This window comes from Brevibacterium sp. CS2 (assembly GCF_005280295.1).
Taxonomy (GTDB): Bacteria; Actinomycetota; Actinomycetes; order Actinomycetales; family Brevibacteriaceae; genus Brevibacterium; species Brevibacterium pityocampae.
Map to the genome: position 1 here is coordinate 3,155,855 of NZ_CP040020.1, position 12,566 is coordinate 3,168,420.

The 12,566-nt window shown below is 71.6% G+C and carries 12 protein-coding genes; 7 read left to right on the forward strand and 5 right to left on the reverse strand.

Annotated elements, in window-relative coordinates:
- The first annotated feature begins 13 nt into the window (after positions 1-13).
- Positions 14-676 carry a carbon monoxide dehydrogenase subunit G gene (locus FDF13_RS14165; RefSeq protein WP_217494869.1) on the forward strand — a complete coding sequence of 221 codons (663 nt, stop codon included), beginning with the start codon at positions 14-16 and terminating at the stop codon, positions 674-676.
- 160 nt (positions 677-836) lie between these two features.
- Complete coding sequence (locus tag FDF13_RS14170) at positions 837-1,970, forward strand: ring-opening amidohydrolase (RefSeq protein ID WP_137320212.1); 1,134 nt, start codon at positions 837-839, stop codon at positions 1,968-1,970.
- Between the two features lie 73 nt (positions 1,971-2,043).
- Here FDF13_RS14170 and FDF13_RS14175 read toward each other — a convergent pair whose 3' ends face one another.
- Entirely contained in the window at positions 2,044-3,531 is a 1,488-nt protein-coding gene (locus FDF13_RS14175; RefSeq protein ID WP_217494870.1) for a uracil-xanthine permease family protein, read from the reverse strand.
- Between the two features lie 194 nt (positions 3,532-3,725).
- Positions 3,726-4,925 (reverse strand): alpha/beta fold hydrolase, encoded by a 1,200-nt coding sequence (locus FDF13_RS14180; protein ID WP_137320213.1) that lies wholly within the window; start codon positions 4,923-4,925, stop codon positions 3,726-3,728.
- A 223-nt stretch (positions 4,926-5,148) separates the two neighbouring features.
- Here FDF13_RS14180 and FDF13_RS14185 point away from each other — a divergent pair, with 223 nt between their 5' ends.
- From FDF13_RS14185 to FDF13_RS14195, 3 genes are read left to right on the forward strand one after another with little or no spacing between them, the layout of a single operon-like run.
- The gene (locus tag FDF13_RS14185) at positions 5,149-5,373 is read left to right on the forward strand and encodes a helix-turn-helix transcriptional regulator (RefSeq protein WP_137320214.1); all 225 of its coding nucleotides are present in this window, start codon (positions 5,149-5,151) and stop codon (positions 5,371-5,373) included.
- Positions 5,370-5,612 carry a hypothetical protein gene (locus FDF13_RS14190; protein WP_137320215.1) on the forward strand — a complete coding sequence of 81 codons (243 nt, stop codon included), beginning with the start codon at positions 5,370-5,372 and terminating at the stop codon, positions 5,610-5,612. Before FDF13_RS14185 ends, FDF13_RS14190 begins: the two co-directional genes overlap by 4 nt.
- Positions 5,613-5,645: 33 nt before the next feature.
- On the forward strand, positions 5,646-5,924 hold the full coding sequence (locus tag FDF13_RS14195; protein WP_137320216.1) for a hypothetical protein: 279 nt from the start codon (positions 5,646-5,648) through the stop codon (positions 5,922-5,924).
- 20 nt (positions 5,925-5,944) lie between these two features.
- Here FDF13_RS14195 and FDF13_RS14200 read toward each other — a convergent pair whose 3' ends face one another.
- Both FDF13_RS14200 and ilvD read right to left on the reverse strand, forming a co-directional pair.
- Positions 5,945-7,042, reverse strand: a complete 1,098-nt coding sequence (locus tag FDF13_RS14200; protein WP_137320217.1) for a C39 family peptidase — start codon at positions 7,040-7,042, stop codon at positions 5,945-5,947.
- Positions 7,043-7,106: 64 nt separating this feature from the next.
- Positions 7,107-8,825 (reverse strand): dihydroxy-acid dehydratase, encoded by a 1,719-nt coding sequence (ilvD, locus tag FDF13_RS14205; RefSeq protein ID WP_137320218.1) that lies wholly within the window; start codon positions 8,823-8,825, stop codon positions 7,107-7,109.
- Between the two features lie 160 nt (positions 8,826-8,985).
- Here ilvD and FDF13_RS14210 point away from each other — a divergent pair, with 160 nt between their 5' ends.
- Together FDF13_RS14210 and FDF13_RS14215 are read left to right on the forward strand one after the other, a co-directional pair.
- Positions 8,986-10,464 carry a hemolysin family protein gene (locus FDF13_RS14210; protein WP_137320219.1) on the forward strand — a complete coding sequence of 493 codons (1,479 nt, stop codon included), beginning with the start codon at positions 8,986-8,988 and terminating at the stop codon, positions 10,462-10,464.
- The gene (locus FDF13_RS14215) at positions 10,461-11,510 is read left to right on the forward strand and encodes a hemolysin family protein (protein ID WP_137320220.1); all 1,050 of its coding nucleotides are present in this window, start codon (positions 10,461-10,463) and stop codon (positions 11,508-11,510) included. The genes FDF13_RS14210 and FDF13_RS14215 overlap by 4 nt, the downstream gene beginning before the upstream one ends.
- A gap of 102 nt (positions 11,511-11,612) precedes the next feature.
- Here the strand turns inward: FDF13_RS14215 and FDF13_RS14220 are convergent, their stop codons facing one another.
- The gene (locus tag FDF13_RS14220) at positions 11,613-12,566 is read right to left on the reverse strand and encodes a 2-hydroxyacid dehydrogenase (protein ID WP_137320221.1); all 954 of its coding nucleotides are present in this window, start codon (positions 12,564-12,566) and stop codon (positions 11,613-11,615) included.

The window sequence follows — 12,566 nt, forward strand, 5'->3', positions numbered from 1 at the left end:
CGGAGGACACCACGTGCAGATCTCATCGACGGCCCATATGCAGGCGGATTCCGCGACCGCCTGGCAGGCGTTCCACGACACCGGGGTCCTGTCCCGCACGATCCCGGGCGTCGAGTCGCTGACCCCCACCGCCCCGGGCACCTATGCGGTGGTCCTCACCATGGGGGTCGCGGCGATCAAGGGGACGTACAAGGGCACGGTGGCGTTCTCCCAGGAGGTCGAGAACGAGTCCTTCGTCCTCACCGCCACCGGCAGCGGAGGACCGGGCACGATCGGCGCGGACATCACCGTGCACCTGGCTCCGGGAGCCGAATCCGGGACCGACATCGCGTGGGAGGCCTCCGCAGTGCTCGGCGGCCCGATCGGCGGCGTCGGACAGCGCATGCTCTCCGGGGTCGCCAAGCGCATCGCCACGAAGTTCTTCGCCGACATCGATGCCGACATCGCAGCCGGCGGCGCCGCCCAGGAGGCCTCCCCCGCCGGGACCGCGCCCGGGGACGCGCTCGCCGACGCCGCACCGGCGCCGGCGACGGTCCCGGCGGAGCGTCGCAGCCCACCGGCGGCCGCCTCGGGTCCGGCTCCGCGGGGCGGCGGTGATCTCCTCACCGGTCTGCTCGCCGGGGCCGGGATCGCGCTGGCCGGGGTGATCGTCGGCGTCCTCGCCGGGCGCCGCTGAGGGCGGGCGCCCCGCGCCCTTCCGGCCAGATGTGCCACTTCCCTTCGGTGCCGATCAGCAGTTCCTGACGTGTCGCTGATCACAGTCCGGTCCGTAGAGTGAACGCACCGTGCGCGTCCGGCACGGCGACACTCAGCCACCGAGGCCGAAGGAGCCGAACATGCCCGATCCGATCGAAGTCCGCAAGGTCCCTCTCCACAGCGTCACCGACGCCTCCGAGCTCACCGCACTCATCGACGCCGGCACCCTGTCCGCCGACCGCGTGATCGCCATCATCGGCAAGACCGAGGGCAACGGCGGGGTCAACGACTACACCCGGATCATCGCCGACCGCGCCTTCCGTGAAGCACTCGTCGCCGCCGGGGCGCCCGCCGATCAGGTGAGCCGGATCCCGATCGTGTGGTCCGGCGGCACGGACGGGGTGATCAGCCCGCACGCGACGATCTTCGCCACCGTCGACCCGTCCGAGGTGGAGCCGACGGAGGAGAAGCGCCTGTCGGTGGGATTCGCGCTGAGCGAGCCGATCCTGCCCGAGGAGATCGGCCGGATGGGCATGGTCGACAAGGTCGCCGTCGCCGTGCAGGAGGCGAAGGAGCGGGCCGGGATCACCGACGACGCGGACGTCCACTACGTGCAGACGAAGACCCCGCTGCTCACCATCGACACGATCCGCGACGCCCGCTCCCGCGGCAACGACGTCGTCACCGAGGACACCCTGGCGTCGATGGACGTCTCGAACGGCACCACCGGGCTCGGGATCGCGAAGGCGCTCGGCGAGGTCGCCGAGATCCGCGACGAGGACATCATGGCCGACCGGTCGAAGTACTCCGCCGTGGCCTCGTGCTCCTCCGGGGTCGAGCTCGACCGGGCGCAGGTCGTCGTCGTCGGGAATGCGAGCGGGATCGGCGGCCGGTACCGGATCGGCCATTCCGTCATGCGCCACGCCCTCGACGCCGACGGGATCTGGGAGGCGATCGCCGACGCCGGCCTCGACCTGCCCGAGCGCCCGCACCGCGACGATCTCGCCGGTCGGCTCGTCAATGTCTTCCTCAAGTGCGAGACGAGCCAGGATGGCTCCGTGCTCGGCCGGCGCAACGCCATGCTCGACGATTCCGACGTGCACTGGCACCGGCAGATCAAGGCGGCCGTCGGCGGGGTCACCGCCCAGGTGACCGGCGATCCCGCCGTCTTCGTCTCCGTCTCCGCCGCCCACCAGGGGCCGGACGGCGGCGGCCCGGTGGCCGCGATCGTCGACCTCGGCGAGGATCCGACCGGATACACCTTCAGCGGCTGAGGGCAGCGCCGCACGACGCGACGGCCGGGCGATCTCCTGTCGCCCGGCCGTCGCGCGCCGCCCGCCGGAATCCTCAGCCCGGATCGCCGTGCCCCCGGCGACCGGGCTGCCGCGCGTCGGGGTGCCCGGGCTCGTCAGGATGCCCGGGCTCGGCGGGGCGCCCGGGCTCGGCGAGGGGCTGCTCGAGCGGCACATCGATATCGAGGACCGCGCCCTGTGCAGGGCCGGGCCGGGAGAGGTTCATGACGACGGCGAAGAGGGCCGCCGGCACGATTCCGGAGACGAGGAGGACCTCGAGGGTCTCGGGCATCCCGCCGACCGCCGCGGGCACCGCGGCGAATCCCTGGCCGACCCCGATCGACACCGCGATGACGAGCATGTCGTGGCGGTCGAGCGCGGTCTCGGCGAGGAGCTTGATCCCGGCGCCGATGAGCATCCCGAACATCACGACGGCGGCACCGCCGATGACTGCCGAGGGCATGACGGCGATGACTGCGGCGAACTTGGGCAGCAGGCCGAGGAGGATGAGGAACCCCGCTCCGATCGACACGACATGCCGGCTCATCACACCGGTGAACGCGACGAGACCGACGTTCTGACCGAACGACGTGTTCGGCAGGGCGCTGAAGATCGATGCGAAGGCGGTGGCGACGCCGTCGGCGATGACTCCCCCGGACAGCTCGCGGTCGGTGACCTCTCGGCCCGCGCCGCTCTTGGTGATGGCGGACAGGTCGCCGATCGTCTCCACGGAGGTGGCGATCGCCATCGCTCCCATGCCGATGATCGCGGCGGACGGGAAGTCGAGACCGAACCGGAGAGGCATCGGGATCGCGAACCAGTCCGCCTCGGCCACCTGCGAGAAGTCCACGAGGCCGAGGGGGATGGCCACGAGGTATCCGACGACGAGTGCGATGAGCACGGAGGCCGCGCCGATGATCCCCTTGCCGAACCGGTACAGGACGAGCATGACGACGAGCACGAGCGTCGCGAGGCCGAGGTTCGTCCAGGATCCGAAGTCCTCGGCTCCGTTGCCCCCGGCGTAGAGCGCCATCCCGGTGGGGAGCAGCCCGATCCCGATGACGAGGACGACGATGCCGGACACGAGCGGCGGGAACAGCGCTCGCAGCCATCTCAGGCTGAACCCGAGGACGACCTGGACCAGGCCTGCGAAGATCGCTCCTCCGAGCACCGCGGCGATCCCGTACTGCTGGGCCAGGGGGATGGCGACGACGAGGAACCCGAAGCTCGTGCCCTGGACGATCGGCAGGCGCGAACCGACCGGCCCGAAGCCGATGGTCTGCATGAGGGTGGTGATCCCGGCGACGAGGAGGGCGACCTGGACGAGGAAGGCGGTCTCCCCGGTCGTCGCGCCGATCGCCGTGGCGAGGATGATCGGGATCGTGACATTGCTCGCCATCATCACGAGGACGTGCTGGATGCCCAGCACGATCGCCGTCCCGAGCGGCGGCATCTCGTCGATGCCGTAGCGCGGTGTCACACCTTCCGGCGGGGGTCGGTTCGCGCTCGGCGGCTGCGGTGCGGTCTCTCGTTCTCCGGTCATAGGATCCACTCCCCTCCGGGCCTGCGCCCAGCGGCTCCGGCGTGCAGATGCGGCCCTGCACTGTGTTCTGGATCACAATCCTAGAGAACCCACCCCGGGCAGCCGTCGGCAGGTCCTGCCGAAGCGACGCCGGCGACAGCGGGCAGATCTGCCCGCGCCGCCCCACCGGCCCCCGGGTCGCCCCGGTGGTCGGGTCAGGCCTCCGCCGTCGAGATCTCGAAGCGCCCCTCGAGCGCCCGGTGCACCGGGCAGCGGTCCGCGATCCGCAGCAGTGCGCGGCGCTGATCGGTGCTCAGCTCCGCGTCGAAGACGATGCTCCGCTCGATCCGGGTGACGAGGTCGCCGTCGCGCTTGACCTGCCGGAAGGTGAGGTCGGTGCGGGTGTCCCCGAGTTCGTAGCCCTTGCGGCGGGCGTACATCCCCATGGTCATCGAGGTGCAGGCACCGAGCGCGGCGAGCAGCAGGTCGAAGGGGTTGGGGCCGGCGTCGTGGCCGCCGTCCGCCGAGCGCGGCTCGTCGGCGAGCCAGGTGTGGGAGGCGGTCGCGAGCACCGTGCCGAAGTCTGTCCGGCCGTCGGGGTTCACGCGCACCCGGCCCGGCGGCAGGTCGGCGTGGGGCGCCTCGGCGTCCTCGGGGGCATCGATGTACCGTGCGGCCCATGCGGCGATGACCCCGGCCGTGTAGGTTCCCTGCCCGGGCCCGGTGAGCAGGTGGTCCGCACCGTCGAGGGCGATGAAGCTCTTGGGCTGGTGCGCGGTGCGGTAGATCGCCTGCGCGTTGTGGACGTCGACGATCTCGTCCGTCGGCGAGTGCAGGATGAGCAGCGGGGTGCGCAGCGCCTCGATGCGCCGGGTCTGCTCGACGCCGCAGATGTCATCGACGAGCGCCTCGCCGATGACGACCGGGCGCCCGCCGATCATCACCTCCGCCGAGCCCTCCTGCCGGATGGTCTCGATCTCGGAGGCGAACAGCCCGGTGACGTGGCCGGGGTCGAAGGGAGCGGCGATCGTCGCGACCGCATCGAGGCCCTCGACCTCGGCGGCGACGGACAGCACCGCGGCCCCGCCGAGCGAGTGCCCGATGAGCAGCCGCGGCGCGGCGTGGTGCGCGCCGAGCCAGGCGATGACCTCGAGCAGATCCGCGCGATCGGAGGAGAAGGTCGACTCCGCGAAGTCCCCCTCCGAACCGCCGAGGCCTGCGAAGTCGAAGCGGAGGACGGCGAACCCCTCGTCGGTGAGCGCCCGGGAGACGCGCGAGGCGGCCGGGGACTTCGCCGAGCAGGTGAAGCAGTGGGCGAACACCGCGTAGGCGAGCGGGGTCCCCGCGGGCCGGTCGAGGAAGCCGCGGAGCTCCGTGCCGCGGGCTGTCGGGATGGTGATCTCTTCAGTGCTCATGCATGCCTTCCGGTTCGACGCCTTCCGATCGATCGCCCGGTGGCGCGCGGCGCCCGGCGATCGCGCTTCCGAGGAGAACGCTACCCGCTCGCTCCCCCGGCCCTGCCACAGGAGTGGCCCCCGAGCGGTGTCAACGATTCTTGACACCACATGTCAAGGATGTTTGACTTAAAGTGTCAAGAGAACTTCACATACCGATGGCACCGCCCCGGAAGGAGGACCGATGCCCGAACTCGACGTCGGCGAGGTCACCCTCAAGGACCGCCGGAAGCGCGCCGGGCTCACCCAGGCGCAGCTCGCCGGACTCGTCGAGGTGTCCCGCCAGACGATCATCGCGATCGAGCGCGGCGACTACTCGCCCAGCGTCTACCTCGCCCTGCGGATCGCCCGCGCCCTCGACACGACTGTCGAGGAGCTGTTCCCACTCGACCGGAAGGACCACTCATGAGCACCTCCCACCCGCAGTCCCGCTTCACCGAGATCGCCGATTCCATCAGCGGCGTGAGAGACCCCTCGATGGGTGACGAGCGCGAGCGCGACGTCATCCTCCGCGCCTACACCTTCTCCTCCGTCGTCGCGACGTACGCCGCGTTCGCCGTCGCGATCCTCCTCGCCGTCATCGGCGTGGGCCTGTGGTCGGTCCTCGTCGTCCTCGCTGCCGGCCTGACCGGCTGGGGTGCGATCTGATACTGCGCGCGCAACGATGTCGACCTCCCCGCGATGACCGAGCGGACGACCGGGCGTCGCAGGAGGGTGACCTACTCCTCGATGGCGGTGCTCTCCGTCCTCTGGGTCGCGGCCATGCTGTTCCACGTGCTCACCGGGGCACCGCTCGTCCCCGTCGACCTCGGGTTCCCCGGACCCTCGGACAACGGCTTCGCGACTGTGGCCGGCGCCCTCGTCGGCGGTGCGGGCGGCATCGCCGCGGTGATCGTGGCGTTCAAGCTCACGAGCCGCTCGATCAGGAAGCGCGAGCAGGCCGCTGAGGACGAGGACTGAGCCTCCGCCGTCCCACCTCGTCAGCGCCGCCGGCGGACCCGGTAGACCAGGCCCCCGCTGCCCTCGCGGGACAGCCAGGCGCGCTCGAAGGCGGCGCGCGGGTAGATGCGCCGCACTGCGGCGGCGGTCGGAGCCGCGGGGTCGTGCACGCGCACGTCGCCGCCCGCGGTGACCCCGGAGACGACGAGCAGATGGCCGCCGGTCTCGTAGCCGGCCTCCGGCAGCTCGGCGGCGTCGAAGGTCACCGAGGCGATGAAGGGTTCGCCGGCGGCGAGGAGCTCCTCGCCGGCGCGCAGATCCGGCAGCGTGTCGAGGAAGGCGTCGTAGCCCCGGGCGGCGGCCCATGCGGTGTTGAAGGCCCAGTTGCCCGCCCCGTCGTAGGCGTGGTCCCACACCCCGCGCAGGGCGGTGCGGACCGCGGGCGAGCCGTCCTCGTCCTCCGGACCCGGCGCTGAGGTCGCAGGAGCAGCAGCGGCCGCATCGTCCGCTCCCGGGTCCGCCGGCCCCGGCCGTCGGTCCGCCCGGTCGAGGAAGTCCAGCAGCATGGTGAGCGAGGTCGGCGAGCACCACACGTCGCCGGCGCCGTAGCCGGGCAGCTCCCCCTGCTGCCGCTGCGAGATCGGCGGCAGGAGCAGTTCGATGTCCGCGCCGCGCGGCACCGAGGGCACGAGTTCGGGGCGCCGGGGCGCCGGGCCGCGGGTGAGCACGGAGACGCGCTCGAGCACGGGGACCGCTCCCGACGGTGCTGCGTGGAGGAGCGCCTCGACCTCGATGAGGTCCGCCGCACCGCCGAGCACCGCGGTGTCGACGACAGCGGTGTCGGCATCGACCCGGATGCCGTGCAGGGCCTGCCCGGGCACGGTGGTCGAGCAGAACCCGGGATCGGTCGACCAGCGCGCGAGCACCGCCCAGTCCGACCAGCGCGAGCCGCCCGAGGGCTCCGCCTCGGCACTGCGGCCCACCCGCAGGCGGATCTCGATCGACGTGCCCGGCGGGGTGAGCGCGGTCCAGGTGGGGATCGCCTCGGTGAACACGCGCAGGTGCACCGGGGGCGCCGGCCACCGGTGCACCTGCGCATCGAGGGCGCGGGACTCCCCGCGCACATGGGTCACCGTCATCGCCGCTGCACCGTCAGCGCGCGGCTCGGCCGGCGCCTCGGTCCGTGTCTCCTCGGTCCGCGCCTCAGTCCGTCGTCACCGCACCGGTCGACGCCGAGCCGACGAGCTTGGCGTACTTGCCCAGGGTGCCGTGCAGGCGGTGGTTCTCCGGCACGGTCCAGTTCCTCCGGCGCTCCTCGAGCACCTCGGCGGGGACGTCGAGGTCGATCGAGCGACCGGCGATGTCCACGCGGATCCGGTCGCCGTCCTCGACGAGCGCGATCGGCCCGCCGTCGACGGCCTCGGGCGCGACGTGGCCGATGCACAGGCCGGTCGAGCCGCCGGAGAACCGGCCGTCGGTGATGAGGAGCACGTCCTTGCCGATCCCGGCGCCCTTGATCGCGCCGGTGATCGCGAGCATCTCGCGCATGCCCGGTCCGCCCTTGGGGCCCTCGTAGCGGATGACGACGACGTCGCCGGGCTTGAGCTCGCCGCCGAGCACGGCATCCATCGCCGGCTGCTCCTGGTCGAACACCCGCGCGGTGCCCTCGAACACGTCGGCGTCGAAGCCGGCGGACTTGACGACCGCGCCCTCCGGGGCGAGCGAGCCGTGGAGCACGGTGAGCCCGCCGGTGGCGTGGATCGGGTTGTCGAGCGCGCGCAGGATCTTGCCGTCGGGGTCCGGCGGGTTGATCTTCTCGAGGTTCTCCGCGACGGTCTTCCCCGTCACGGTGAGGCAGTCGCCGTTGAGCAGCCCGGCGTCGAGGAGCGCCTTCATGACCACCGGCACGCCGCCGATCTTGAACACGTCATTCATGACGTAGTCGCCGAAGGGCTTGACGTTGCCGAGGTGCGGGACCCGGTCGCCGACCCGGTTGAAGTCGTCGAGGGTGAGCTCGACCTCGGCCTCGTGGGCGATCGCCATGAGGTGGAGGACGGCGTTCGTCGACCCGCCGAACGCCATCACCACGGCGATCGCGTTGAGCAGCGACTCGCGGGTGATGATGTCGCGGGCGGTGATGCCCTGCTTGAGGAGTTCGACCACGGCTTCGCCGGACCGGCGGGCGTAGAGCGTGCGGTTGCGGTGGATCGCCGGCGGGGCGGCGGAGCCGGGCAGGGACATGCCCATCGCCTCTGCGGCCGAGGCCATGGTGTTCGCGGTGTACATGCCGCCGCAGGCGCCCTCGCCCGGGCACACCGCGCGCTCGATCGCGTCGACGTCGGCCTCCGTCATCTTGCCGGCGCGGCAGGCGCCGACCGCCTCGAAGGCGTCGATGAGGGTGACCTCCTTCTCCGTGCCGTCGGAGAGCTTCGCGGTGCCGGGCATGATCGAGCCGTTGTAGAGGAACACGCTGGACAGGCCCAGGCGGGCGGCGGCCATGAGCATGCCGGGGATGGACTTGTCGCAGCCGGCGAGCAGCACGGAGCCGTCGAGGCGCTCGGCATTCATCACGGTCTCCACCGAGTCGGTGATGATCTCGCGTGACACGAGCGAGTAGTGCATGCCCTCGTGCCCCATGGAGATGCCGTCGGACACGGAGATCGTCCCGAACTCGAGCGGGTAGCCGCCGGCGTTGTGGACGCCTTCCTTGGCGAACGCGGCGAGCTTCTCGAGCGTGAGGTTGCAGGGCGTGATCTCGTTCCACGAGGAGGCCACACCGATCTGCGGCTTGACCCAGTCGCCGTCGTCCATGCCGACGGCGCGGAGCATGCCGCGCGCGGCGGCCTTCTCCAGTCCGTCGGTCACGTCGCGCGAGCGCGGCTTGATATCGATCCCGGGCTTGACATCCGATTCTGTGCTCATGTTCGCAGTCTAGGACCGGGGGTCGGTTCTGTCTCCACCCGACACATGATGGACTCCCGGCACCTTGACCGGGGCCACCGGCGCCCCGGCCCGGTCGGCCGGTGCTCGACTCGTTCACGACAGGGCGAGCTGGGTAGGATTCCCGCATGGTGATTCCCACATGACGGCCGCCTGGCTGGTCCTCCTCGCCGTCGTCGTCCTCATCCTCGCCAACGCCCTCTTCGTGGCGGTCGAGTTCGCCTATCTCACGGTCAACAAGACCGAGGTGCGCCGCGCCGCCTCCGACGGGGACCGCACGATGCAGGCGGTGTCCGACTCGCTCACGAAGACCTCGAGCAATCTGTCCGGGGCGCAGCTCGGCATCACGGTGACGAGCCTCGTCGTCGGGTTCCTCACCGGCCCGTCCCTGGGCGTCCTCCTCACCGAGGGCCTCGGCTGGGCCGGGCTGGCGCCGGCCGCCGCGACCGGGATCGCCACCACCGCGGCCTTCATCATCGCGACCTTCTCGCAGATGGTGTTCGGAGAGCTCGTCCCGAAGAACTGGGCGATCGCCGAGCCCGCGCTCGTCTCGCGGCTCGTCGTGTACCCGCAGAAGGTCTTCATGACGGTCTTCGGCTGGCTCGTCTGGATGCTCAACTCCGCGGCCAACGTCGTCCTCCGGCTCCTCGGGTTCACTCCCGAGGAGGAGGTTGCGAGCGCCCGCACCGCCCAGGAGCTGCGCGCCGTCGTGTCGCAGTCGGGGCGGCAGGGCACGCTCGACCGGACCACGGCGGAGCTCGCCGCCCGCTCGATCGAGTTCGGGCAGCGCACCGCCGCCGACGTCATGCAGCCCCGGCCGCAGGTGACCTTCCTCGAGGACGAGTCCGCCCAGGACCTCCTCGACCTCGTCGCCGACACCGGGCACTCGCGCTTCCCCGTCATCGGCGAGACCGTCGACGAGGTCGTCGGCGTCGTCCACTTCAAGCACGCCCTCGCTGTGCCGTTCGAGGAGCGGGCCTCCACCCCGGTCCGCGACATCGCCGTCGAGGCGCCCCACGTCGTCGAGTCGATGACGCTCGATCCGCTGCTCGCACAGCTCCGCGAGCCGGGCCTCCAGATCGCGATCGTCGCCGACGAGTACGGCGGCACGGCCGGCATCGTCACGCTCGAGGACCTGCTCGAGGAGATCGTCGGCGAGATCGACGACGAGCAGGACTCCGGCGAGGACAAGCACCGCAGGCTCCCCGACGGCGGGCTCGCCGTGTCCGGGCTGCTCCGCCCCGACGAGCTCGGCGAGATCATGCGCCTGCGGCTGCCCGAGGGCGAGGAGTCCGACACGCTCGGCGGGCTCATCGCCGAACGGCTCAACCAGATGCCCGAGGCCGGGGACCGGATCGAGGTCGACGGCGCCGATCTCGCGGTCACCGACGAGGACGACCTGCCCACCCCGGCCAGGATCGCCCTCACCGTGGGGGCGATGGACGGCCAGCGCGTCGACGAGGTCGTCGTCCACCGCCTCACGGTGCCGGGCGACGATGACGACGATGACGACAGCGATGACGCCGACGGCGGATCCGATGACCGCACCGGAGCCGAGGAGCCGGCCGACCGTGCGGCAGACCGCACCGGCTCCACCGCGGCAGAAGGAGACCGCCCATGAGCGACGGAGTCGCGATCCTCGTCCTGATCCTCCTGCTCGCCGGCAACGCGTTCTTCGTCGGCGCGGAGTTCGCCATGGTGTCCGCGCGCCGCGATCAGATCGAGCCCAAGGCCGCCGAGGGCAGCCGGTCCGCCCGGTGGACGCTGCGCGGCATCACCGACGTCTCGGTCTCGCTCGCCGCCACCCAGCTCGGCATCACCGCCTGCTCGCTCCTCATCGGCGCGGTCGGCGAACCGGCGATCGCCCACCTCATCGAGGGTCCGCTCGAGTCCTGGGGCGTGCCCGGGGGGCTCGTCCATCCGATCGCCCTCGTCATCGCGCTGCTCATCGTCACCTTCCTCCACATGGTGCTCGGCGAGATGGTGCCGAAGAACATGGCGATCGCGAAGCCCGCCGCCGCCGCGCTCCTGCTCGGGCCGGTGCTGCGGGTGTTCGTCGTCGTGTTCCGGCCCTTCATCTGGCTCATGAACACTGCGGCGAACCTCGTCGTCACGCACGTGCTCCGGGCCGAGCCGAAGGACGAGGTGTCCTCGTCCTTCTCCTCCGGCGAGGTGCTCGAGTTCGTCGCGGAGTCGGGCCGCGAGGGCCTGCTCGGCGAGGAGGAGATCCGACTCCTCACCGGCGCGCTGAAGTTCGAGGAGCTCACCGCCGCCGATGTCGCCCTGGCACCGGGCACCGTCCGCACGATCCCGCGCACCGCGACGGTCGCCGAGGTCGAGCAGCTGTGCATCGAGACCGGGTTCTCCCGGTTCCCGGTCACCGACGGATCGGGCGGGCTCGTGGGCTACGTGCACGCGAAGGATCTGCTCGTCCTGGGCCCGGAGGAACGTCTCGCAGCACTCCCGGACACGGTGATCCGCGAGCTCGGCGCGGTGCCCGGCGACGCCAAGCTGCGCCGCGTCATGGTGGCCATGCAGCGGACGAACTCCCACATGGCGCTCATCGACGGCGGGCCGCGCTCCGCGGACGAGGTCGCCGTGGTCGCGCTCGAGGACGTGCTCGAGGAGCTCGTCGGCGAGGTGCGCGACGCCACGAGCCCGGTCTGAGCCGCCCGGCCCGAGTCGTTTCAGCCGCCGTTCCGCTGCCCCCGGGTAACCGCCACCCGGGGCAGCGGTCATCCGGGGACGGAAGTCACCCGGAAGCGGCGGTCATTCGGTGATGATATTGGCGGGCGTCTCGCCGGCCTGGATGTGGCGCAGCTGCTCGGCGAGCAGCACTTCGATGCGCGGCACGAATGCCGTCGTGTCCCCGCCGACGTGCGGCGTCAGCAGCGTGTTCGGGGTGCCCCACAGCGGGTGGTTCTCCGGCAGCGGCTCGGGGTCGACGACGTCGAGGGCGGCGTGGAGGCGACCGGAGCGCAGCTCCTCGACGAGGGCCGCGGTGTCGACGACCGGCCCGCGCGCGACGTTGACGACGAGGGCGTTGTCGGGCAGCTGGGCGAGGAACTCCGCGTCGACGAGGTGGTGGGTCGATTCGGTCAGCGGCGTGATGAGGATGACGACCTCGGCGTGCGGGAGGAGCTTCGGCAGCTCCTCGGTGGCGTGCACCTGCCCGAACTCGTCGGTCCGGGCCCGGGTGCCGACCCGGGTGATCTCGACCTCGAACGGGGCCAGGCGCCGGCAGATCTCCGCGCCGATCCCGCCGACGCCGACGACGAGCACCCGCCGGTCGGCGAGCGAGCGCCGGCGACGGTGGTTCCACGTCCGCGACACCATGTCCCGGGCGGCGTCGTCGATGCCGCGCAGGCTGCCGAGGGTGAGCGCGATCGCCATCTCCGCGGTGGCCGCGGCATGCACCCCGGAGGCCGTGGCGATGGCGACGTCGGTGCCGACCCGGTCGGCGACGATGTCGTAGCCGGTGGTCTGGAGCTGGATGAGCTTGAGGTTCGGGAGCTCGTCGAGGAGCTCCACGGTCGGTCCGGCGTCGATGTAGGGCAGGACGATCGCGTCGATCGATTCGCGGCTCACCCCGGCCTCCTGGTCCTCCGCGGACCACACGACGAGCTTGAGATCGGCGCGCTGGTGGTTGGGGATCCGGGAGTCGACGCGGTCGCGCAGCTCGGCGTCGGGAAAGGCGATGGTGCGGATGTCGAGAGTCGTCAT

Bases quoted from the DNA above. Each gene is read 5' to 3' on its own strand.
- FDF13_RS14195 (WP_137320216.1), top strand. From the start codon at position 5,646: ATGACCGAGCGGACGACCGGGCGTCGCAGGAGGGTGACCTACTCCTCG.
- FDF13_RS14220 (WP_137320221.1), bottom strand. From the start codon at position 12,566: ATGACGACTCTCGACATCCGCACCATCGCCTTTCCCGACGCCGAGCTG.
- FDF13_RS14190 (WP_137320215.1), top strand. From the start codon at position 5,370: ATGAGCACCTCCCACCCGCAGTCCCGCTTCACCGAGATCGCCGATTCC.
- ilvD (WP_137320218.1), bottom strand. From the start codon at position 8,825: ATGAGCACAGAATCGGATGTCAAGCCCGGGATCGATATCAAGCCGCGC.
- FDF13_RS14170 (WP_137320212.1), top strand. From the start codon at position 837: ATGCCCGATCCGATCGAAGTCCGCAAGGTCCCTCTCCACAGCGTCACC.
- FDF13_RS14185 (WP_137320214.1), top strand. From the start codon at position 5,149: ATGCCCGAACTCGACGTCGGCGAGGTCACCCTCAAGGACCGCCGGAAG.
- FDF13_RS14180 (WP_137320213.1), bottom strand. From the start codon at position 4,925: ATGAGCACTGAAGAGATCACCATCCCGACAGCCCGCGGCACGGAGCTC.
- FDF13_RS14210 (WP_137320219.1), top strand. From the start codon at position 8,986: ATGACGGCCGCCTGGCTGGTCCTCCTCGCCGTCGTCGTCCTCATCCTC.
- FDF13_RS14215 (WP_137320220.1), top strand. From the start codon at position 10,461: ATGAGCGACGGAGTCGCGATCCTCGTCCTGATCCTCCTGCTCGCCGGC.
- FDF13_RS14175 (WP_217494870.1), bottom strand. From the start codon at position 3,531: ATGACCGGAGAACGAGAGACCGCACCGCAGCCGCCGAGCGCGAACCGA.
- FDF13_RS14200 (WP_137320217.1), bottom strand. From the start codon at position 7,042: ATGACGGTGACCCATGTGCGCGGGGAGTCCCGCGCCCTCGATGCGCAG.